General features: G+C 29.3%; 18 protein-coding genes and 1 riboswitch. Of the genes, 3 read left to right on the forward strand and 15 right to left on the reverse strand.

The window, feature by feature from the left end:
* Nucleotides 1-33 precede the first annotated feature (33 nt).
* The 10 genes from ETU08_RS10645 to ETU08_RS10690 form a co-directional block, all read right to left on the reverse strand.
* Nucleotides 34-1,695: an amino acid permease gene (locus tag ETU08_RS10645; RefSeq protein ID WP_146263006.1), complete on the reverse strand. Its 1,662-nt coding sequence runs from the start codon at nucleotides 1,693-1,695 to the stop codon at nucleotides 34-36.
* A gap of 313 nt (nucleotides 1,696-2,008) precedes the next feature.
* Nucleotides 2,009-2,740, reverse strand: a complete 732-nt coding sequence (gene pgl, locus ETU08_RS10650) for a 6-phosphogluconolactonase (protein WP_146263007.1) — start codon at nucleotides 2,738-2,740, stop codon at nucleotides 2,009-2,011.
* Nucleotides 2,737-4,272 (reverse strand): glucose-6-phosphate dehydrogenase, encoded by a 1,536-nt coding sequence (zwf, locus tag ETU08_RS10655; RefSeq protein ID WP_146263008.1) that lies wholly within the window; start codon nucleotides 4,270-4,272, stop codon nucleotides 2,737-2,739. Before zwf ends, pgl begins: the two co-directional genes overlap by 4 nt.
* A gap of 41 nt (nucleotides 4,273-4,313) precedes the next feature.
* Entirely contained in the window at nucleotides 4,314-5,210 is an 897-nt protein-coding gene (gene gnd, locus ETU08_RS10660; protein WP_146263009.1) for a phosphogluconate dehydrogenase (NAD(+)-dependent, decarboxylating), read from the reverse strand.
* 193 nt (nucleotides 5,211-5,403) lie between these two features.
* A complete protein-coding gene (locus ETU08_RS10665) occupies nucleotides 5,404-6,690 on the reverse strand; it encodes an adenylosuccinate synthase (protein WP_146263010.1) in 1,287 nt (428 codons plus the stop codon).
* A gap of 133 nt (nucleotides 6,691-6,823) precedes the next feature.
* Nucleotides 6,824-7,873 carry an acyltransferase gene (locus tag ETU08_RS10670; RefSeq protein ID WP_146263011.1) on the reverse strand — a complete coding sequence of 350 codons (1,050 nt, stop codon included), beginning with the start codon at nucleotides 7,871-7,873 and terminating at the stop codon, nucleotides 6,824-6,826.
* Nucleotides 7,874-7,899: 26 nt separating this feature from the next.
* Nucleotides 7,900-9,324, reverse strand: coding sequence for an amidophosphoribosyltransferase (purF, locus tag ETU08_RS10675; RefSeq protein WP_146263012.1), 1,425 nt, complete (start codon nucleotides 9,322-9,324; stop codon nucleotides 7,900-7,902).
* A 71-nt stretch (nucleotides 9,325-9,395) separates the two neighbouring features.
* Nucleotides 9,396-10,109, reverse strand: a complete 714-nt coding sequence (gene purC / locus ETU08_RS10680) for a phosphoribosylaminoimidazolesuccinocarboxamide synthase (protein WP_185145318.1) — start codon at nucleotides 10,107-10,109, stop codon at nucleotides 9,396-9,398.
* A 29-nt stretch (nucleotides 10,110-10,138) separates the two neighbouring features.
* Nucleotides 10,139-13,819, reverse strand: a complete 3,681-nt coding sequence (locus ETU08_RS10685; RefSeq protein WP_146263014.1) for a phosphoribosylformylglycinamidine synthase — start codon at nucleotides 13,817-13,819, stop codon at nucleotides 10,139-10,141.
* Between the two features lie 48 nt (nucleotides 13,820-13,867).
* Nucleotides 13,868-13,965, reverse strand: a riboswitch (purine riboswitch).
* 135 nt (nucleotides 13,966-14,100) lie between these two features.
* Nucleotides 14,101-14,739: a porin family protein gene (locus tag ETU08_RS10690; RefSeq protein ID WP_146263015.1), complete on the reverse strand. Its 639-nt coding sequence runs from the start codon at nucleotides 14,737-14,739 to the stop codon at nucleotides 14,101-14,103.
* A gap of 243 nt (nucleotides 14,740-14,982) precedes the next feature.
* On the opposite strand from ETU08_RS10690, the gene ETU08_RS10695 reads away from it, so the two are divergent.
* Both ETU08_RS10695 and ETU08_RS10700 read left to right on the forward strand, forming a co-directional pair.
* The gene (locus ETU08_RS10695; RefSeq protein WP_260391090.1) at nucleotides 14,983-15,417 is read left to right on the forward strand and encodes a hotdog fold thioesterase; all 435 of its coding nucleotides are present in this window, start codon (nucleotides 14,983-14,985) and stop codon (nucleotides 15,415-15,417) included.
* 19 nt (nucleotides 15,418-15,436) lie between these two features.
* On the forward strand, nucleotides 15,437-16,411 hold the full coding sequence (locus tag ETU08_RS10700) for an isochorismate synthase (RefSeq protein WP_146263017.1): 975 nt from the start codon (nucleotides 15,437-15,439) through the stop codon (nucleotides 16,409-16,411).
* Nucleotides 16,412-16,443: 32 nt separating this feature from the next.
* Here ETU08_RS10700 and ETU08_RS10705 read toward each other — a convergent pair whose 3' ends face one another.
* Nucleotides 16,444-17,646: a polysialyltransferase family glycosyltransferase gene (locus ETU08_RS10705; RefSeq protein ID WP_146263018.1), complete on the reverse strand. Its 1,203-nt coding sequence runs from the start codon at nucleotides 17,644-17,646 to the stop codon at nucleotides 16,444-16,446.
* Nucleotides 17,647-17,856: 210 nt separating this feature from the next.
* Nucleotides 17,857-20,373: a DNA gyrase subunit A gene (gene gyrA, locus ETU08_RS10710; RefSeq protein ID WP_146263019.1), complete on the reverse strand. Its 2,517-nt coding sequence runs from the start codon at nucleotides 20,371-20,373 to the stop codon at nucleotides 17,857-17,859.
* A gap of 134 nt (nucleotides 20,374-20,507) precedes the next feature.
* Between gyrA and ETU08_RS10715 the strand changes: the two genes are divergently transcribed.
* A complete protein-coding gene (locus ETU08_RS10715; RefSeq protein ID WP_146263020.1) occupies nucleotides 20,508-20,930 on the forward strand; it encodes a hypothetical protein in 423 nt (140 codons plus the stop codon).
* 52 nt (nucleotides 20,931-20,982) lie between these two features.
* Here ETU08_RS10715 and lepB read toward each other — a convergent pair whose 3' ends face one another.
* The 3 genes from lepB to ETU08_RS10730 are packed head-to-tail and all read right to left on the reverse strand — an operon-like array spanning nucleotide 20,983 to nucleotide 23,964.
* Nucleotides 20,983-22,620 carry a signal peptidase I gene (lepB, locus tag ETU08_RS10720; RefSeq protein ID WP_146263021.1) on the reverse strand — a complete coding sequence of 546 codons (1,638 nt, stop codon included), beginning with the start codon at nucleotides 22,618-22,620 and terminating at the stop codon, nucleotides 20,983-20,985.
* An 11-nt stretch (nucleotides 22,621-22,631) separates the two neighbouring features.
* Nucleotides 22,632-23,333: a 4-hydroxy-tetrahydrodipicolinate reductase gene (gene dapB / locus ETU08_RS10725; protein WP_146263022.1), complete on the reverse strand. Its 702-nt coding sequence runs from the start codon at nucleotides 23,331-23,333 to the stop codon at nucleotides 22,632-22,634.
* A 34-nt stretch (nucleotides 23,334-23,367) separates the two neighbouring features.
* Nucleotides 23,368-23,964 carry a DUF5683 domain-containing protein gene (locus tag ETU08_RS10730; RefSeq protein WP_146263023.1) on the reverse strand — a complete coding sequence of 199 codons (597 nt, stop codon included), beginning with the start codon at nucleotides 23,962-23,964 and terminating at the stop codon, nucleotides 23,368-23,370.
* Nucleotides 23,965-23,966: the final 2 nt, after the last annotated feature.

Here is a 23,966-nt window from a genome sequence, read left to right on the forward strand (position 1 = left end):
TTAATGATAGCCAATATTTATGATAAAATTTAACTATTTGGAGTTGAACTTTGATTTATATATGTAATAGATAAAAATTAATAAATTTATTACACAAAAAATTACAGAAAAATAAATAAGTATTTGATCATTCCCATCGCTTAATTTATGATGTAGGTAGGTTAAGATCATTAGAATTATGCTGACAAAAATCCCACAATAAGAGGTAATTGTATAGCTTTTTCTTCGGTCGTTATCTGTATCTTTTACAGCCATTATACTTTTCTTAATTCCGTACCATAAGTAAATATCGAAGCCTAATATCATCCAAATAACCAATCTTATCCATGTATCTAAAGGTAATGAAACCATTAATCCAAAACAGGTCAAAACACCTAAAATTGGTATTAGTGGTACTAGAGGAGTTTTAAATCCTCGGGGTGCATTAGGATTTTTCTTTCTTAATACAATAACTCCTATACAAACCAAAACAAATGCAAACAAAGTACCAATGCTCGTCATTTCACTTATTACGCTTCCCGGTATAAATCCAGCACAAGCACTAATAAATACCATGAATATAAAATTAGATTTTACAGGTGTTTTAAATTTGGAATGGGTTTGTGAAAAAATCTTTGGAATTAAACCGTCTTGGCTCATGGAAAAAAACACTCTACTTTGACCTAAAAGCATCACTAGAATAATGGACGAAAAACCTAGTAATACGGAAAATACAATAAATATATTGAGCCATGGGTAGGCAGGAATTATAGTTCCATCAGCTCCTATATTTCCCATTTGATTGATTGCTATAACTACAGGGGCTAAAGATTCTGTACCAGCATTGCTAAATTCTGTATAATTAACTATCCCTGTCATAACATACGCAAATGTTATATATAAAATAGTACAAATTAATAGTGAGCCCAAAATACCTATAGGCATATTTTTCTTAGGATTTTTAGCTTCTTGTGCTGCTGTTGATACTGCATCAAACCCAATATAAGCAAAAAACATTATTCCGGCAGCTCTTAATATTCCACTCCAGCCAAAATCTCCAAACTTTCCGGTGGTATTGGGAGGGACTAATGGTGTTAAATTTTCAGGATTAATATATTTAAAACCTAAGGCAATAAATATTAATACAATAGAAACTTTAAGTATAACTATAAAATTATTGAATGAAGCAGACCCCTTAGTTCCTCTCATTAAAACCAATGACATAGCAATTACAATAAAGGCAGCAGGTAGATTTATAATTCCACCTTCAAAGGGCGTTTTTAATAATTCTACAGGAAAATGAATATTAAAACTCAGTAAAAATTGATTAAAATACCCTGTCCAACTAGAGGCAACTGCAGCAGATGCAACAGAATATTCTAAGACTAAATCCCAACCAATAATCCAAGCTATAAATTCTCCCATTGTAGCGTAGGAATAAGTATAAGCACTTCCTGCAACCGGTATCATGGAGGCAAATTCAGCGTAGCATAATCCAGCAAAAGCACATCCTATAGCCGCAATTAAAAAGGAAATCATAACTCCCGGTCCAGCATAATCCCCAGCAGCTTTTCCAGTAACGGAAAATAATCCTGCACCAACAATGGCTCCAACTCCCAAAGCAATTAAAGCTATGGGCCCTAAAGATCTCTTTAGATTTGATTTTGTGCCAGACTCTTCGATTATATTTTCAATGGGTTTTCGTTTGAATAACATATTAAGGCTTAATTATTTGTTACAAAAATATTTAAAAAATTAATAATAATTGCAATCTTTAAGTACTTTAATAATAATATTTGACTTTTTATATATAAATGAAAATCATGAATTAAGAATTTTTTCTATTTTTAAATTCATATATTTTAATATATAATAAAATATATGAAAATTAACTTCATGGAAAAATAAAAATATATATCTAAGTATCAATAATTTAAATACTTAGATATGAGATTAAAAATTGAGATTTATAAGTATAAATAATAGCAAAATCTTGATAGATATTTGCCTAATGATTCTTTTATATATTTTATAAGAGTTTTGCCGATTCTTTATCTAAAAACCAATATAAAAATCCATTAGAAGGATTCACTTTTGCCGCAGGATATAATGTTTCAGAAGCAGATCTATTCTTTATAATTTCACTAACCTTTTCAGCTTTGTCTTTTCCTGTTACTAAAAAAGCAACGTGTTGTGCATTATTAATAACCTTTCCGCTAAGACTTATTCTTTGCATTCCTGTTTCAGGATGTTTAGCTACAACGCAATCATTTTCACTATTCCACAAATTCATTTGATCCGGAAATATGGATGCGGTATGACCATCATCCCCCATTCCTAATAGGATTAATTCAAAGCAAGGAGTATTTTTATAAACTGCCAAATTACTATTTAAAAGTTTAGCGTATCTCTGGGCCTCAATAGTAGGATCATTTTCCCCTTGTATTCTATGAATATTTTGAGTTTGAATTTGGTGAATATTCTTAAACAAATATTTTTCAGTCATTCCATAATTACTCATTTCATTGTCGGGTGGAACGCAACGTTCATCCCCCCAATAAAAAGAAATTCTTCCCCAATCTAATTTTAGATTTTGTTTATTATTTTGAGACCAATAATTAAATAACTGTTTTGGCGTAGAACCACCGGATAAAGATATATTTATATGTGGATATACGGAAAGTAAATTTTGTAAGAACTTAGTGAAATTTTCACTAAGTTCATCAGATGTATTAAATATTTGAATATTTTCTTTTATCATAATTCACAATAATTTTCATCGTTGGACAAATTTTTACATGGATAGCGAAAAGATTTATTTTCTCCTTCAATTAATCGATCTGCATTTTCTGGACCCCAAGACCCTGCTGGATATCCGTAAAGCGGAGCTTCGGTATTATTTTTCCAAAAGTCTAACAACGGTTGAACAAATTTCCAAGTGGCTTCTAAAGCTCCACTATCAATATATAGTGTAGGATCTCCCATCATACAATCTAACAATAAACGTTCATATGCATCAGGCAAATAAACATTATGCAGTTGCGAGTAATGAAAATCCATATTTACGTTTTTAACTCTATAACCACTACCAGGAATTTTCATTTTAGTTTGAAACGATACTCCTTCATCCGGCTGTATTCTTAGAATTAATTGATTGTCGTTGTTCTTATGAATTTCTTGTCCTGGAAATAAGTTTTGTGGAGCAGGGCGAAAATGTATAACAATTTCTGAAACTCTGGTTGGTAATCTTTTTCCTGTTCGAATGTAAAACGGAACATCTGCCCATCGCCAATTATCAATAAATAGTTTTAAAGCTACATAAGTTTCAGTTCTTGAATCTTTGGCTACGTCTTTTTCTTCTCTATATCCTTTATAATAATTTCCATTCGTATTTGAGGGTAGATATTGTCCACGAACTACATTTTTAAATAAATCATCGTCTTTCATAGGGCGAAGAGCCTGAAAAACTTTTAGTTTTTCATTTCTTATGGAGGTTGCATCAATAGACATTGGTGGCTCCATAGCTACAAGTGCTAACAATTGCATGAGGTGGTTTTGAACCATATCTCTTAATGCTCCTGAATGATCGTAATATCCTCCTCTATTTTCAATACCTATACTTTCAGCGGCTGTTATTTCAACGTGATGAATATAATTTCTATTCCAAAGGGGTTCATAAATTCCATTTGCAAATCGTGTGACTAATAAATTTTGTACGGTTTCTTTTCCTAAGTAATGGTCTATTCTATAGATCTGTTCTTCTTTATAATCCTCTTTTAAAATAGAATTGAGCTCAATGGCAGATTTTAAATCTGTTCCAAACGGTTTTTCAATTATAATTCTTCTAAAGCAATTATTTTCAATATTTAATCCTTCAGCAGCTAAATATTTTGGTATTACTCCATAAAGTGATGGAGGAGTAGATAGATAAAATATATAGTTCCCTTGTGTATTTTCATTTTTATCAATTTCTTTCAATCTTAAAGTCAATTGGGAATAGTCTTTAGATTCTGCTGTATTGATAGGTAAATAATGTAAAATATTACAAAATTTATTTAGCTCATCCTCATTTTCAGGCTTAAGTCCCGAAAATTTCAAGATTCCTTCTTTCATTTTTTCACGAAATGAATCGTCTGTAAATGGTGTTCGAGAAACTCCCAGAACAGAAAATTTTTCTGGTAAAGAATTTTGCTTATAAAGATCAAAGATTGCTGGAATTAACTTTCTATATGTTAAGTCTCCTGATGCGCCAAAAATAATTAATATCTGATTGGCAATTTTGTTGGTCGGCATGCTAATAAATTATGTTTTAAATGTAGCTGTAAAATTTATTTTTAATCTTTTTTAATCTCATGACCTCCAAACTGATTTCTCATAGCCGCTAGTAATTTCATTGCAAAAGATGATTCTTGCCTAGAAGCAAATCTTGTAAATAGAGATGAAGTAATTACATGTGCCGGTACATTAAATTCCATAGCTGCTTCTACAGTCCATCTACCTTCTCCACTATCTTGAACGTAATCCTTAATACCATCTAAATTTTCATTACCATCTAAAGCATTACCAATAAGCTCTAATAACCAAGATCTTACTACGGAACCTTGCATCCAAACACGAGAAACTTTTTCTAAATCCACATTATAAGGGGAATTTTTCATAATCTCAAAACCTTCTGCATAGGCTTGCATCATTCCATATTCTATACCGTTATGAATCATCTTAACCATATGCCCAGAACCTACTTCTCCACAACGTAAATATCCATTTTCTGGGGCTAATGATTTGAATATAGGCTCAGCAAAATCGCAAGGTTCTTTTTCACCTCCATACATTAAACAATAACCATTTTGAAGTCCCCATACGCCTCCACTTGTACCGCAGTCTAAATAATAGATTCCTTTTTCTTTTAATTTTTTTCCTCTACGAATTGAATCTTTCCAAAAACTATTTCCACCATCAACAATAATATCCCCTTGATCCAGTAATGTAAGCAGTTCATCAATATTTTCATCTACAGGTTTGCCTGCAGGTACCATTAACCATACTAATTTTCTGCCTTCTAGTTTATCAACAAGATCTTTTACGCTATTTGCTGGTATTGCTCCTTTCTTACATACATCGTCAATTTCTTTTTGTGTAAGATTGTAAGCTACAACTTCATGATCTTGATTTAATAATCGCTCTACCATTTTACCACCCATCTTACCAAGACCTATAAATCCTATTTTCATAATTTATATTTGCTTTAATTTTTATTTGTAATACAAGTTAACAAAAATCATGCATATATAATATGAATTCAAGTAACTTTTTTTATAATCTTATATTCAAAAAAATTGAATTTTTATAAATTATATTAATATTTTAAAATAAAAAAGTCTAACATTGTAATGTTAGACTTTACGATATATATGATTCATTTATTTAATCCAATTCGGTTTTAATAATATTTTGTGATCTTTCTGGTCCTACAGATATTAAATGAATTTTAATTCCTAAAAAATCTTCAATAAATTGCAAGTAATTCTGAGCCGCTAGTGGTAAATCTTCAAATTTTTTAATTTTTGAAATGTCTTCTTTCCAGCCTTCTAAATCTGTATATGTTGCATTATATTTAGATAATTCTTCAGTCGTTGAAGGAAATTTATCAATATTATCTCCTTCTGGAGTTTTGTAAGATGTACATACTTTAATATTATCAAAACCACTTAAAACATCTAGTTTTGTAATAACTAAATGAGTTATTCCATTAATCATACAGGAATAACGCAATGCAACTAAATCTAGCCATCCGCATCTACGAGGACGTCCGGTTGAAGCTCCATATTCATGACCTACCTTTCTCATTTGCTCACCGGTTTCATCTTCTAATTCTGTAGGAAATGGTCCATTCCCTACTCTAGTGCAATACGCTTTAGATACTCCTATTAAATTTTTCAGGCGGGTGGGTGGAACACCTGTACCTATGCTAACACCTCCTGTAGTTGGAGAGGATGAAGTAACATAAGGATAGGTTCCAAAATCTACATCTAGCATTAAAGCTTGAGCTCCTTCAAATAATACATTTTTATTTTCACAGATAGCTGTATTTAATTCATACTCACAATCAATAATTCTAGGCTTTAATTTTTCAGAAAAGTCTAAATATTGATCATATATTTCTTGAAAGGACAATGGCTCTTTATCAAATAATTTTTCGAACAAGGCATTTTTTACAATTAAGTTTTGTTTAATTTTTTCTTTTAAAATATCTTTATTTAAAAGATCGATTGCCCTTATTCCTACTCTTGCTACTTTGTCTTCATAACAAGGTCCTATACCTCTTTTGGTTGTACCTATAGGTGTATTGCCAACTGCTTCTTCTCTGTATGTATCTAATAAAATATGATAGGGCATAATTATATGTGCTCTACTGCTAATAAATACATGATCTGCTGACAATCCTTTTTTTTCAATTTGAGAAATTTCATCTAAAAATGCTTCTGGATTTACGACAACACCATTTCCGATAATACATTTACCTTTGCATTGCAATACTCCTGAGGGAAGAAGGTGTAAAACAAATTTATTTTCTCCTACATATACAGTGTGACCAGCGTTATTTCCTCCTTGATATCTAACTACATAATCCGATTTCTCTGCTAAAACATCAGTAATTTTTCCTTTTCCTTCGTCGCCCCATTGCAGACCGACAACAACGTACGTTGACATATTGGTTGAATTTTGTTTGTTATCTTAATTTTTAATAGGAAAGAAATTATTTTAGTTGGGTTCTTTCCTTACAAAATTAATAGAATATTATTAATTATAATTAGTTTAATTTAAAAAATTAAAAAACGTAAATTTATCTTGTTATATACTTACCATAGGGTACTTTACTAAGTAAATATAGCACTAAAATTGAAAAAAATATTGTACAAATGAATGTTATTGGTATGGATAGATAAGGATTAAAAGAATAATATGCTAATCCAGCTTTAGCAAGTAAATCCATAATAAGCACATGAATTAAATAAATTCCAAAACTATAATTATTAACTATAGACAAAAGTCTTATTTTTTTATTTAAATACGGTATATATAAAAATAATAAAAATATAGAAATTGTTTGTAGTAAATCCCAAGGTTTAATTTTTTGAATAGGTGAATTTTTAATAATTGAAGAATAATATGTATCTATACAAATAGTCAAATACGAAATTAAAAAGACTGAAATAAGTATTAAAAAATAAAATCTTTTTTTCCCATCAAAATTAAACTTATTGTTTGTTAAATAATATCCTAAAACTAAGTATCCAAGAGATTCTGAAAAAAAACTAATATTGACATCTGTTTTTAGAAAATCAATAGGTAAATATTGAATTAAGTAATTTAATAAACATATTAAAAGAAAATATTGTTGTTCTTTTCTATTGCTATTAATAATCCATTTGTTAAAAATTGGAAAGATTAAGTAAATTCCAATTAACATATATATATACCACATCTGATATGATGCACCGTATGCCAATTTATTTTGAATATACTCTAATATAAAATTTAAATTTAGTTTAGATGAGTCTTTATATATAATTCTAACTAAATTATATATAATATATATTATACTCCAAAAAATAAAGGGGCATAATATTCTTAGAAACCTTTTTTTTATAAAGTTTTTCCAATTATAGTTTCTCCCAAGTATAAGCGCACCTGTAATCATTATAAAGCATGGAACTGAAAATCTACCTAAATTGATATACAAATTAGAAGCCCACCAATGCATATCAGAAACCTTTCCAAAATTATAAAACATTTGAGATGCAACATGCAACAAGACTACTGCTAAAGTTGCAATTGCCCTTAAATTTTCAATCCAAATAATGTGATAATTATTTTTTAAAATTTTTGCCATTAGGTAAATTATAATATGAATGCATATTAATCTTTACTAACTGGATATTTTTCTGTAAAGCAACCAAAACAATGGTTTTTACTACCTAGAATTTCATAAAGATTTTCAAGAGATAAAAAATCCAGCGAATTAACATTCAAATAGTTTTTAAGCTCTTCTTTAGACTTTTGAGAAGATATTAAATGGGTTTTATCTGGTGTATCTATTCCTAAGTAACAGGGTGCAATAATTGCGGGAGATGCACTTCTAAAATGTATTTCTGTTGCACCTGCTTCTTGAAGAATTTTTACTAGTCTTTTGGACGTTGTACCTCTAACAATGCTATCATCAATTATAATAATTCTCTTCCCTTTTATTTCAGATTCAATAGGATTAAGTTTTAAATTAACAACCCTTTCTCTCATCTCTTGAGTAGGCACAATAAAGGATCTACCAATATAACGATTTTTTATAAGAACAGGCATAAATGGAATTTTAGAAGCTTTTGAATATCCTATAGCAGCAGGAATACCTGAATCTGGAACTCCAATTACTAAATCTGCTTCAACAGGACTTTGCTCGTATAATTTTTCACCACTTTTTTCGCGTACTTTATATACTTCAATATTTTCAATAATTGAATCCGGACGTGCAAAATATATATATTCAAAAGAACATATTCTACGAATTGGATTTTCATAAATCATTTCAGATCTTAATCCATTTTTGTCAACAATTACCATTTCTCCAGGCATTACGTCTCTTAAATATTGTGCTCCTACTCCATCTAAGGCACAGGACTCTGAAGCAAATACATAAGTGTTTTCATCAATTACTCCAATGCACAAAGGTCTAATACCATTGGGATCTCTAAACGCCACTAATTTTTCTTTAGTTAGTGTTAATACAGAAAATGCACCTTTTAAATATTTAGCAGATTCTTTTATTGCATTTTCTAAGCCATTACTTAAATGTTTTTGAAGTAATCGAAGCATTACTTCAGTGTCTGAGGTTGCTAAAAAATTAACGCCTTCTTTTTCTAAACGATTTCTTAATTCATCGATACCAACCAAATTCCCATTATGTACAATGGATAATATAGTTCTATCGTACTCATTTTTAGCAAATAGAGGTTGATAATTGTATCTTTTTTTATCACCGGCAGTTGTATATCGATTGTGACCTATGGCAGCATTTCCCTGATAATTTTCAGTGTCTTCTACAGATTTGAAAGCGTCTAGTACCAAGCCGCTTTGTTTAACTGTATATATAGTACCCTCTTTTAATACTGAAAAACCACAGGCCTCTTGACCTCTATGCTGAAGGGCAAATAATCCAAATTGAACAAGTGAAAATGTGTCTATATTCTTAGTTGAATAGACTCCAAATACTCCACATTCTTCTTCTGGAGAATCAAATAAAATATTTTCACTTTTTCTAAATCTATTTCTTTGATAATAATTTTTATCCATTGATTATAAATATTCAAATAACAATTTTAAGGCAATAAATAACTGTACTTATAAAAGTAAGCTCAAAATATTTATAGAACTGTTTTAAGTCTATTTAAAATTTCATGGTAGGCATCTTCAACTTTCCCTAAATCTCTCCTAAATCTATCTTTATCTAATTTCTCTAATGTATCCTTGTCCCATAATCTACATGTATCAGGACTAATTTCGTCTGCTAATATAATTTCTCCCTTTGAATTTTTTCCAAACTCAATTTTAAAATCTACTAAGATGATATTAATTTTATCAAATAAATCTTTAATTAAATCGTTGATCTTATATGTAATTCTAAAAATTTCATCCAATTCATTGTAAGTAACAACTCCTAATGAAACTGCATGATCATTATTAATCAATGGATCTTCTAATTCGTCTTTCTTATAACAGATTTCTGTAATTATTACTGGAGATTTAGTTCCTTCTTCTATTGCTAATCTTTTTGCCATGCTACCAGCAATATAATTACGAATAATAACTTCTAAAGGTATAATTGAAACCTTTTGAACTAACTGTTCTCTATCGCTCAATTTTTTTATAAAGTGTGTAGGAATACCTTTCTTTTGTAAGTATTCAAAAAGCAATGTTGTTATTTCATTGTTTATTACTCCTTTATCTGTAATTGACCCCTTTTTCTGAGCATTAAAAGCTGTAGCATCATCTTTATAATGTACAACTACTTTATCTGTATGTTCAGTTGCATAAATTTGTTTTGCTTTGCCTTCGTAAAGAAATTCTTTTTTTTCCATTATTTGAAAGAAATTTTTAGCGGTAATTATTATTTTTTATTATTCTTAAAATAATTGACACCATTTTTAAATATGTTGTGATAATTGGATCCAGGTATATTTTTAATTAAACCTGAATTAAATCTTTCTGGATGTCCCATTCTTCCATATATCTGACCGCATTTACTTGTTATACCTTCAATAGCATAGGTAGATCCATTGGGATTAAATGGCATTTGTAGAGAGGGTTTTCCATTTGAATCAATATATTGGGTAGCTATTTGATCATTTTCTAATAAGTTTTTAATCGTTTTGTCATTAGCATAAAAACGTCCTTCTCCGTGTGATACAGGTATTGTAAATGTTTGATCTTTCATTCCTTTCAACCATGGACTTCGGTCTGAATGTACTTTAACTGTTACCATTTGTGATACATGCCTTCCTATAAAATTATGGGTAAGAGTTGGTGAATTTTCATCAACATCTTGTATTCTGCCATAAGGCAATAAACCAGATTTTATTAAGGCTTGAAATCCATTACAAATTCCTAAAATAAGTCCACCTCTTTCTAATAATCTGTGTACAGCATTTTTTATGCTTTCATCTTTCAATATTGAAACCATAAATTTTGCAGAACCGTCTGGTTCATCTCCAGCAGAAAATCCACCGGGTAACATTAATATATGTGTATCTTTTAATTGAGTCTCAAAATTTAAAATTGATTCTCTAAGAAGATTTAGATTAAGATTGTTAATGATTACAGAACTTACACTAGCTCCTTCTTCTTGAAATACTTGTATGCTTTCGTACTCGCAATTTGTTCCAGGAAAAATTGGTATTACAACTTTAGGCTGAATTGAAATTGAGTTACTTTGAATACTTTTTTCCGAATTCAAATTTTGAATTTTTATTTCTTCAAAATTTTTATCTTGAGATTTATTGGAAATAAATATAGGTTCTAAGGTTTTCTCATAACTTTTTTTAAGTTTAGAAATATTGTATAAAATAGAGTTTACGCTAAATATATCACCGCTGGTAACTACTCCAATTTTAGTTAGGTTTGGATGATTAATTTCATTTTTACTCTCAATTAATAATGAACCTACAATACATTTTTTATTTGGAATTTCAACTTTAAAACCTAAATCATTCCCAAATGCCATTTTGGCTAATTCAATAACGGGATGTGAATTTTTTATGGTTTTTATAGCTTTTACATTTCCTTGAATAACTTGTTGATGTATGAAACTATATACATTTTTCAATTGTTCATAATTAGGCATTTCATCCTCGTTAGCTATATGATCAAATAAATAAATATAATTGCCTTCATTTTTTAATTCAGATGATATTATATTTTCTTTACTACCTACAGAACAAGCAAAAGATATTAATGTGGGCGGTACGTTTATGTCTTTAAACGTTCCTGACATACTATCTTTTCCTCCAATAGCTGGACATTCAAAAGCTAGTTGAGCTTGCAAAGCACCTAACAAAGAAGCAAAAGGTTTTCCCCATTTTTCTGGATTATTTCCTAAACGCTCAAAATATTCTTGAAAACTAAATCTTATATTTTTATAGTCTTCTCCTAAAGCTACAATTTTGGCTACAGATTCCACAACGGCATAGGCTCCTCCATGTAATGTACTTTTTTTAGATATTTCAGGAGAGAATCCCCAAGTGGCAAGCGATACAGTAGTTGTTTTACCTTTTAACAATGGAAATGTATGGACACTTCCTTCGGCGGGTGTTATTTGATTTTTCCCTCCGAGAGGCATAAGTACAGTCGTTCTTCCGACAGTACTGTCAAATTTTTCAATCAAGCCTTTTTGTGAGCAATGATTTAATGATTTTAATTCGTTTTCGAAGTATTCTTCCGTAAAATTTATTATTTCATTATCAAAAATCTTTTCATTAATATTAACTGAGACTTGATTTTCTTTTGTTGTTCCATTACTATCTAAAAATGTTCTTGATAATTCAACAATTTTTTGTCCTCTCCAGATCATAGTTAAAGTATGATCAGACGTTACTTTAGCTGCTTCAACAGCTAAAAGATTTTCCTGCTGTGCAAGATGAATAAATTTATCTACATCTTTAGCTTCTACTACAACAGCCATTCTTTCTTGAGATTCTGAAATAGCTAGTTCTGTACCGTTAAGTCCCTCATATTTAACTGGAAGTGCATCCAAATTAATTTCCAACCCATCTGCAAGTTCTCCAATAGCAACAGAAACTCCACCTGCTCCAAAATCGTTACATTTTTTAATTAATTGTGTTACTTCTTTATTCCTAAAAAATCTTTGGATTTTTCTTTCTTGAACAGCGTCTCCTTTTTGAACTTCTGCGCTTAATGTATGTATAGATGTCTCATCATGTACTTTAGATGATCCTGTCGCTCCTCCTACTCCATCTCTCCCCGTTTTTCCTCCTAAAACAATTATTTTATCACCTTCAACAGGTTTTTCTCTTCTAACCCAATTCTGAGGTACAGCCCCCACAACCATACCTACTTCCATTCTCTTAGCTTTATATCCTTCCTCATATATCTCCGATATATGAGAAGTTGCTAATCCTATTTGATTTCCATAAGACGAATATCCATTGGCTGCTCCTTGTGTTATTTTCTTTTGTGGTAGCTTATCTGGTAAAGTATTATCAAATGCTTCTAATGGATTTCCTGAGCCAGAAATCCTCATGGCTTGATATACAAAAGCTCTGCCACTTAATGGATCTCGAATTGCTCCGCCAATACATGTAGATGCTCCCCCAAAAGGCTCAATTTCAGTGGGATGGTTATGAGTTTCATTTTTAAATAATAGATACCAAGGTTCCTTTTTACCATTCACATCCACATCTACTTTTATAGTGCATGCATTTATTTCTTCTGAAACAACTAGGTCATCCAATTTACCATTTTTTAGAAAATATCTTCCGGCTATAGTTGCTAAATCCATTAATGTGATTGGTTTATTGTCTCTACCCAATTCACTTCTTAAGGATAAATATTTTGAAAAAATTGATTCTAATGTATTTTTAAAATTTCCAACAAAACTTATATTTTTTAATTCAGTCATAAAGGTTGTATGACGACAATGATCACTCCAATAAGTATCTAGTACTTTAAGCTCAGTTTCAGTTGGATTTCTATCGATCTGATGAAAATAGTTTTGAATGAATTTTAAATCATCAAGGTCAAAAGCAAAATTATTTTCATTGTAGAACCTCTCTAAGTCTTGTTGATCTAATTGAATAAAATTTTCATAAATTTTCACATTAGAAGGAGGTTGTGAATATGAATCTTGTAGAACAGTTAAATCTTTCTCTCTACTATCAACTGGATTAATTAAATATTTTTTTATGAATTGCAGATCAAATGAACCTTTAATGCAATATAATTTCCCTGTTTTAACTTTACAATTTATATTTCCAGTTAATATTGAAATTAATTGTTGTGCTGAATCGGCTCTTTGATCATACTGACCTGGCATATATTCTACGGCAAAATAATCTTCTTGAACAGGAATATTTTCATAACATATGTCGGTAATTTTATCAGAAAATATAGTATTTAAAATTTGAGTATACTCCTTATCTGTTACATTAAAAATATCATAAATGAGATATACTTTTAAATAATTGATAGAATATATGTCTTTTATTTCCGTAAATAATTTTTGGCTTTCAAAGTCAAAATCATTTTTTTTTTCTATAAATATTCTTTTGTTCATTTAATAAATTTCAATCTTTATAATAAAAATAGATTAACTTACAAATGGACAAAAGAATTACCCATTTGTAGTGACAAATTTAAGGTTTGCCGTAGAAACACCCATCCTTATTATGAGCTTATACAAATGATAAATTTAATTTAGGTTGCTTACAAATATACTTTTATTTTTTCCATTTATGAATATATTTAATCATAAATTATTCCAAAAAATTTGAATAAATAGTTACATATCATTTAATAGAAACTTATTATTAAATGATAATAATTAATTTTGATATTTTATGCTTCACGTCCAAAAAAATAAGATATTGAAAAGGCTAAGTTAGTTGTAGAATTTTGTTTGGGATAGAATCTATAAGTATCTGTTAAGCCATAATTATAACGTAGACTAAATTCAAATTTTCTCCTTATACTAATACCAGCACCAATACCTAGAGACAAATCAAACTTTGTAGAACCTCCAAACTCTAAATCATCTAAATATTTATTATTCTCACTTAAAATATATCCAAACTGTGGCCCTGCTTCTATGAAAAATTCGTGATTGGTTTTCATATGACAGGCACATCCCTGTCTAGACATAAATATTTGATCTGGAAAATAATATTTTAACAATAGATTTATGTTTAAATAATTTTGATAAAACTTTATTAAATGATTATCTTTATTTTGTTCGCCCCCTTGTTGGGAATAAAATAATTCAGGTCTAAGAAAAAATCTGTCATTATAATCATTCATAGGAACTTGAGAAAAAAAACCTATCCCTAAACCAAAATTTCTTATTTTTGAATCTTCATGTACATTGGTTACATTCGTGAATTGTAAATTAGTCTTAACACCAAAACGATTTTGAGCTTGAGATTTTACGTTAAAAAAACTTATAACGAATAAATTAAGCAATATGAATTTGTTTTTCATAATATTTGGCAATAATTTCTTTAGTTTGTGGCAAAAATATAATTAAAAAAATAAACATATGTGTAGTATTAATTATAATAAAGAATAAATATTATGATTTAAAATTATTTACATTATAAAAATAAATATATTAATTAATAATTTTTAATAAATACCTTCAATTATTGAGTAACAAATAAATTTATATAAGTTTAGATAAATATTTATTATGTTTGTAAACATAAATTTATATATTATAAGATTGTGAAAAATTCAGAAATTATAAATCAATTAAATCAAATTTCTAAGAATACGCTTATAGAAACGTTAGGAATTAAATTTATTTCTTTTACAGAAGATAGCTTAATAGCAGAATTAGAAGTATGCTCTAAAGTTTTACAACCTATGAATTTTTTACACGGAGGAACATCTTTAGCATTGGCTGAAACCATAGGTTCCTGTTTATCTATGACCACCACTAATTTAGATGAAAATTATGTTTTTGGTTCTGAAGTGAATGGTTATCACCTAAAACCAGTTAAAGAAGGTAAAATTATAGCCATAGCAACATTTATACATAAAGGAAGATCAACTCAAGTTATAGAAATTAATATTTTTAATGAAATTGAAGGTAAAAAATTTAAAAATTGTTTTGTTACAATGATTAATAGAATTGTAAAAAAGGACAGAATTAAATAATTAATGTTGAGTAATCTGTATGTATAAATTACCATTTGCAATAATACGTTTGCCTAAATGCTCAAAATATTTTCTAATTGAAAATGATAAAAATGGTTCTAATTTATACAAGTTCAATTCCTTTAATAATTCTAAACAATATATACTTTCATATCATAACTTAATTGAACTTCATAAACCCGAATTCAAAAATTTAAATTTCTCGTTAAGCAAAAGTGAAGAAGTAAAGATTCTAAATAAAAATGATTATATCACGCTAGTAAATAAAACAATAGATTATATTAAAAACAGTAATGCTTTAAAAATTGTAATATCCAGAAATTTATGGCTTTCAAGATCAAATATTAATCCAATTAATTCTTTCTTAGCATTGTGTGATGCTAATCCAAACTCTTTCTGTCATTTAAGTGTGTGGAACAATGACGAGATTTGGATCGGTTCAACTCCTGAAATTTTAGGATATTATGACAACTCTATTTTTAAAACTATGGCATTGGCAGGCACTTTACCCAACAAAAATTCATACCATTGGAGTGAAAAAGAAATTTATGAACAGAAATTAGTTTCTGATTATATATATCAAATCCTAAATATTTACTGCGATAATATATCAATATTAGGTCCAGAAACCTATGGTCTTAATCACATTAAACATCTAGTTACTCATTTTTCTTCTCAAATAAAAAATGATAAATCTATATACGAATTAATAAACGCTTTGCATCCTACACCTGCTGTATGCGGTTTGCCTTTAAATTTAAGTAAAAAATTCATTGATGAAAATGAAGGCTATGATAGAGATTTCTATGCAGGATTTATTGGGCTAGAAGATATAAGTTTCAAGAAATATTTTGTAAATCTAAGATGTGGAAAACTATTTAGTAATGGGGCATTATTATTTGTTGGTGGTGGAATAACCGCACAAAGCAATCCTGAAAAGGAATGGTACGAAACTGAAATGAAGTCTAAAATTATCGTTGAATGTTTAAAATAACAAAAGCCAAAAAATTAATTTTGGCTTTTATATTATTGTATCCACTCAATATCTGCATCTTTAAAAATTAAATTTAAAGGCTTAAATAAAGATTCTGAATCTTTTGCAAATAAAAATTTAATTTTATTTACAGGAACGGTCATAAATACTGTTGATTGATTTCCTCCAATTACATCAATTTCATCAATCAGCGACCATACAAAAACCTCAAAAGGCATTTGTGCAGGTAGTAAGATTAAACCAGGGTAAGTTTTTTCATAATCTAAATAATCCTTATCAGCTGGGTGCGGTTTATAAAATATATCATATTCATTAGAATATTCATTGTATACCTGACTTATATATTGTTCTTGGGCAGAGGAATTAGTTGTTCCAATTATTATTAAATTCTTTTTTGGTGATTTTTTAAATAATTCACTGAATTTTTGTTTATCAAACTTTGTTAAATTATAAAATAAGTTTTGCTTTTCTAAGGGTAATGAGTTTAATAAATCTAAAGGAGAAATATTTTTTACTTTCATATTCATCACTTGAGATTTAATATAGCTACTTTGTGTTTCTAATAAATTCTTATCTTGCTTAAAATAAGTATAGTTTGGTAAAGTAGACATATAATAAGGCCAATCATGAGACTGATATTCAGCTAATTTAGGTGTTATCAATTTATCAACTGAATTCCATTTTAGATTATTTATTTCACTTGCTACATCATCCCATTTAGCATTACCTTGAGATGGATTATAAAAATAGTCAAAAAAATTATTATAAGTTGCTGTTCCATCAGACAACAAAGTCACTTTTACCTTTGAAGAATCAATACCCTGTGCTACAAACCAATCATATCCTAGTCTAGATCTCAAATCATCAACAAAAAATTCAAAAACGGAATTAGGTTCCATTCTATTAATTTCCATAATCCTATTTTTCATCATATCCCGTGCAGATATCTTATTAGGATTATTATCTCCATATAAAAAAGTTATATTGGATGGGAATAAATTAACATCAAAAGTATTTATTCTTTCACAAGAAAAATAGGTAGGATTATTATGTGATAATGCATGTAAACTAGCATATAAGGAAGGCATAGTTCCAAAAGTAACATAAAAATAATAAGTTTCTTTTTTAGGGCTATATGAATTTTCTCTATTTCCTTCTAAATCATCTTCGTTGCTGCATGAATTAATTAAATTTAATAACAAGATTAGAAAAATCAAATGGCAAATTCTTTTCATTTTATTTATTCATGCAACTAAAGTACGAAATAAAGTTTATATTACATTATAATTAATTGACTTACAAAATCATTTATTTTAATTAACATATGATTATTTAGAAATTTTTAGCATAAAATAATTCAAATTTATAATATTCCTTAATATTTAATTAAAAAAACCTCTTAAAATAAGAGGCTTTAAAATATAGTTTTTGTTTATTAGATATATTTATTCATTTACTAAATCAGAGTAATTTTCAGTATCTTTAATATCTTCTTCAATTTCTACTCCTTCTTCCTTTTCAATTTTTGTTATTGCAGCAATTTCATCGTTTTTTCTAAGATTGATCAGTCTAACTCCTTGTGTATTTCTGCTCATAACTCTTAATTCCTCTACAGACATTCTAATTGCAACTCCGGATTTATTAATGATCATTAAATCATTATCATCTGAAACTTTCTGAATAGCTATTAATCCTCCGGTTTTTTCAGTAATGTTTAATGTTATTACCCCTTTTCCTCCTCTATTAGTTATTCTATATGCATCCGCATGGGTCCTTTTTCCATAACCTTTTTCAGATACAACTAACACTGTATCTTTTTCTGAATCTGAAATGATTACCATCCCAATAACTTCATCCTTATCATCTCCAAGAGTAATTCCTCTTACCCCTGATGCATTTCTTCCTATGGATCTAAGTTTTTCTTGTGGAAATCTAAGTGCTTTACCATATAAGGTTGCCAACATAATTTCATCGTTCCCAGAAGTTAAACTTGCGCTAATCAATGTTTCACCGTCTCTAACATTTATTGCATTAATACCGTTTGATCTTGGCCTTGAATATGCTTCAAGGGATGTTTTTTTTATGGTTCCTTTTTGAGTTACCATTACCACGAAAGTATTTCGGGTATATTCTTCATTTTTTAAATCATGAGTCAATATATAAGCTTTTACTTTATCGTTTGACTCAATATTTATTAAATTTTGAATTGGTCTACCTTTAGATGCTTTTGATCCCTCAGGAACTTCATAAACACGTAACCAAAAGCATTTTCCTTTTTCAGTAAAGAATAGCATATACTGATGTGCAGTTGCAGAAACTACATATTCAAGGAAATCTTCATCTCTGGTAGATGCTGCTTTATTTCCTATTCCTCCTCTTGATTGAGTTTTGTATTCAGAAAGAGAAGTTCTTTTAATATAACCCATTTTAGAAATAGTTAATACTACTTTCTCATCAGGTATAATATCCTCAATACTCATTTCTCCACCAGCAAAATTAATTTCAGTACGTCTTTCATCTCCATACTTTTTCTTAATTTCCTGCAATTCTTCTTTGATTATTTGAAAACGTAGTCCTTCATCATTAAGAATGTTATTCAAATATTCAATCTCTTTCATGATAGCCTCATACTCCTCTCGGATTTTATCTAACTCCATTCCGGTTAGACGAGCCAATCTTAAATCTAAAACTGCTTGAGCTTGAATTTCAGACAATTCAAATTCTTGAATTAATCCTGACTTAGCTTCACTTGGATTCGAGCTATTTCTAATTATTTTAATGGCTAAATCTAAAGAATCTTGAGTGGCTATCACTTTCATAAATCCTTCTAGAATATGTGCTCGCTCTTGTGCTTTTCTTAAAAGATAATTGGTTCTTCGAACGACAACATCATGCCTGTGTTCAACAAAATGATGAATAATATCTTTTAAATTTAGCTGAACCGGTCTACCTTTCACTAAGGCTATATTATTAACGCTAAAAGAAGTTTGTAAAGCCGTATATTTATAAAGCAAGTTTAAAACTACATTTGGAATTGCGTCATTTTTTAAAATGTAGACAACTCTCATTCCTTTTCTATCGGACTCGTCTCTTATTTCGGAAATCCCTTGTAATTTATCTTCTTTAATTAATTCTGCAGTACGAGCAATCATATCTGCTTTATTCACTTGATAAGGAATTTCTGTAACTATAATTGCCTCCCTACCATGTACTTCTTCAAAATTCGCTCTACCCCTTAAAACAATTCGTCCTCTTCCTGTTTCAAAGGCAGATTTTACTCCTTCATATCCATAAATAATTCCGCCGGTTGGGAAATCTGGAGCCTTAATATATTGTATTAAGTCTTCAATGGTTATTTCTCTATTTTCAATGTAAGCACAAATAGCATCAATAGATTCAGATAAATTATGTGGTGCCATATTAGTTGCCATTCCCACCGCTATTCCTGATGCTCCATTAATTAATAGATTAGGAATACGTGTTGGCATAACTTTAGGCTCTTCTAAAGTATCATCAAAGTTTAACTGAGTATCAACCGTATCTTTATCTATATCTGAAAGTATATCTTCTGAAATCTTTTTTAATCTTGCCTCCGTATATCGCATTGCTGCTGGTGGATCACCATCTATGGAACCATAGTTTCCTTGTCCATCTACCAATTGATATCTCATCGACCATTCTTGAGCTAAACGTACCATAGTATCGTATACGGAAGAGTCTCCATGCGGATGATATTTACCCATAACTTCCCCTACAATTCTGGCCGATTTTTTATAAGAACTACTTGAGGTAACTCCTAGTTCATGCATTCCAAATAAAACTCTTCTATGTACGGGCTTTAATCCATCTCTTACATCAGGAAGAGCTCTAGAAACTATTACAGACATGGAATAGTCTATATAAGATGATTTCATCTCATCCTCAATGTTTATAGGAATTAACTTTTCCCCTTCTCCTGTCATATGATTTATTATTTATTATAAATGATAGCTTGTAAAAGTACTCTTTTTTATATAGATAAACAAGGCAAAAAATCCTATTAGTTTAGATTAAATTAAATCTTTTTATGTTTTTTATTTATTTATATCTTTGATAGATGAAAAAGATTATTTTTATTTTCTTTACTGTTTCCTCGTATTTTTCTATAGGACAAGTAAATAGTGACGAATGCCGAAAATTCACCATCGGCGAATTTAACAATATAAATAATGAAAATCTAACTCTAAATTCAGTTATTATTCGAAACAAAAATAAACAACTGGAAATAGTTAATGGGATTAAATCTAATAAGAATATAAGATGGTTAAACGACTGTGATTACATTTTATTCTTTGATAAAAAAGAAGCTAAAAAGGATCCTTTTAAAAAATTTATAAATGACAATGGTGGTATATCTATATCGCCTGAGAAAATTGAAGGCAATACACTTTATTATAAGTCATATTACTTCGATGGTAAGAGAGGTGTTAAAGGTAGTGGAAAGCTAATTAAAACGAGTAGTAATCCCGAATTTAGATAATTTAATTTATAAAAAAAGATGGATATAAAATCCATCTTTTTTTTGTAACATATTATTGATTCTTTAATTTCTTTTTCTTTTTTTTCTTAAAATAATCGTAAGAAAAATATGCAATTAAAAGAACAATGAAATAGGGTAAGTAACTAGTTTTATCTTTGGGTAATGTATCGGTATTTGGAATTTTAAACATTCGATCCCATCTTATTTTAAACTTGGCTTTATGTCCGTATCCGTCCACTTTTTCTCCCGAAGGTGTTTTAAATGTATTTTCAAACAATCCTTGGATACTTAACCAAGTAAATACAGGGGAACCTATTATATGATTTTCTGGAACATATCCAAAATATCTACTATCCAAAGAATTATCTCTATTGTCTCCCATCATCCAATAATAATTTTGTTTAATTGTGTAATTGTCTGTAGGGGTTCCATTTATGTAAAATTGATTACCAACTATCTTCAAATCATTATTTTCATATCTAGTAATTATATCTCTATACTGCTCAATATTTTCATGATTTAAATGTATAACATCACCTTTTCGTGGGATTTGGATAGGTCCATACTGTGATCTATTCCAATGCTTAGTGATTGGAAATATTGATTGAGCTGAATCAATTTTTCCGTAAGCATTGATCCTAAGATCTTGCACACCTACTTTGGCTATGTCTTGAGCAACAGAATCAACCGTATTTAAATTTTTAATTAAATTTAAATTTTCGGTAGTTAATCCTTCAAAAGTATATTTTCTTTTATCTCTTATTTCAGATTGAGTTTCAAAATAGGGAGCATACCCTAATAAATCATCTATTTTTTTTGGACTTATTCCTGATTCATTGGTATAAATGTTATATTTTCTTTGTTGCTCTTCGTCCTTTTTTATATTTTCAGGTTTACCATTTACATATAGATTTGCATCTTTAATCTCCAAAATATCTCCTGGTACACCTACTGCTCTCTTAACGTAAGGATCTTTACGATCAATAGCCGTATGTAGGGAATCTGTAGGATAGTTAAAAACTACTATATCTCCTCTTTTGACATCCGTCCATCCAGGAAGTCTAAAGTAAGGAAGACGTATATTATCTATATAGGAGTTGGTTTGGTGCTGTGGCTTACTACTATCCCCTAAAGGTATTTTATTTTGTAAAAACGGCAATGCCACCGGGGTCATAGGTAATCGTATTCCGTATTTTATCTTATTAACAAAAAGAAAATCACCAACCAATAAGGTTCTTTCCATTGATCCGGTTGGAATCGTAAAAGGTTGAATAATGAAGGTATGAATAACGGTTGCAAATATAACTGCAAAAAGTACTGCTGAAATAAGAGTTTCCTTTCTTTCAATCTTACCGATATATTTGGTTTGTGGTGAATAATTTACATAGGCTAAAAAAATAAAAGAAAATAACACAACGAACAAAGCATCCATCCACGATCTTCTATTGTAATGACTGATAAAATCTACTAAAATTATTATGGTCATTATAGGTCCCACAATCGGAATAAACACTATAAAAATCCACCACCAAGGCCTATGGATGATTTTAATAGTAACTAATAAATTATATACAGGAATTAATGATTCCCAAGCTTTTCTACCTGCTTTTTGAAATAATTTCCATGTTGTTAAAAAATATAGAATATTGGTAATTATTCCAAAAATTAAGTAATATTGTAATAAATTCATCTAAAATAATTTTATAATCCTAACACATCCTTCATTGTGAAAATACCTTTTTTTCCTACTAACCATTTAGCTGCTACTAAAGCGCCTGAAGCAAAGCCTTTTCTAGAATGAGCGATGTGTTTTATTTCAATTTGATCTACTTCTGAATTATACAATACTGTATGTGTTCCGGGAACATCTTTTTCTCTTTTGGCTTCAATAGCTAATTGATTACTTGAAGATTCAGAAGATAATTTCCAACCATCCATATGATAGATTGGTATAATTTCTTCTGCTAATGTTATGGCAGTTCCACTTGGTGCATCTTTTTTTTCAGTGTGATGTATTTCTTCCAAACTAATTGTATAATCTGGATGATTTTTCATCAATTGAGCAATTCTTTTGTTTATTTCAAAGAATAAGTTAACTCCTAAGCTATAATTAGACGCATAAATAAATGCACCATTAACCTGACTACAGATTTTCTCTACTTCAGGCAATCTATCTAGCCAAGCTGTAGTTCCACAAACAACTGGTATACCTAATTCTAAGCAAGCCACAACATTGTCATATGCTGTTTGAGGGGTGGAAAATTCAATGGCTACATCTGCTTCATTTATATTTTCTTTAGTCGGCTTTTCTTCAAGTCTAGCAACTATTTGATCTCCTTGAGCTTCAGCTATTGTTTCTATAGCTTTTCCCATTTTTCCATAACCTACTAATGCTATTTTCATGAAATTTTGTTTAAATTTTAAATATTAAAGTTTACTAAAAGTTAAAGCTAAATGCTAAGCCCAACTTTTGATTGTATAATACAGTATTTGGATCTTCAAGTATAACAGGTTTTATCGCAAGATCTTTATCCTTATCGAATATTGATAAATGTGCATCAACAGCAGCATCAACTATATTAAGTAGATAGGCTAATGTAGTGAGTACAATAGCATAATCTCTATTTCTTCTTTCTGTATCTTGTGCATTTGCCAATACTCGAGCATCAATTCCTTGTACTCCTGAAAACTCATGGGGTTTACCTGATAATTGAGCTAAATATGCTTTATGATACTTATTGTATCTATCGTCATAATGTTTTATAAAACCTACTCCGGTTGCAATTACTCCTAAAACTATAGGTGCCTTAATATATTTTCTATTATACATTTGTCCTAAACCAGGTAATATGGCTGAATATAAGGATGCTTTTAAAGGACTTCTGGTAAGGCTTTGTGTTAATGAGTCAATTCTATTGGTATTTTTAATAATTAGATCTTCCTGAACAGAGATTAAACTATCTTGCTTAGAATGTTGAGATTTAACAATAGATATTGTTAAAAATGAAAAAATTAAGAGTATAATTTTAATCATTA

It is taken from the genome of Apibacter muscae (genome assembly GCF_007845635.1).
GTDB classification, from domain to species: Bacteria; Bacteroidota; Bacteroidia; order Flavobacteriales; family Weeksellaceae; genus Apibacter; species Apibacter muscae.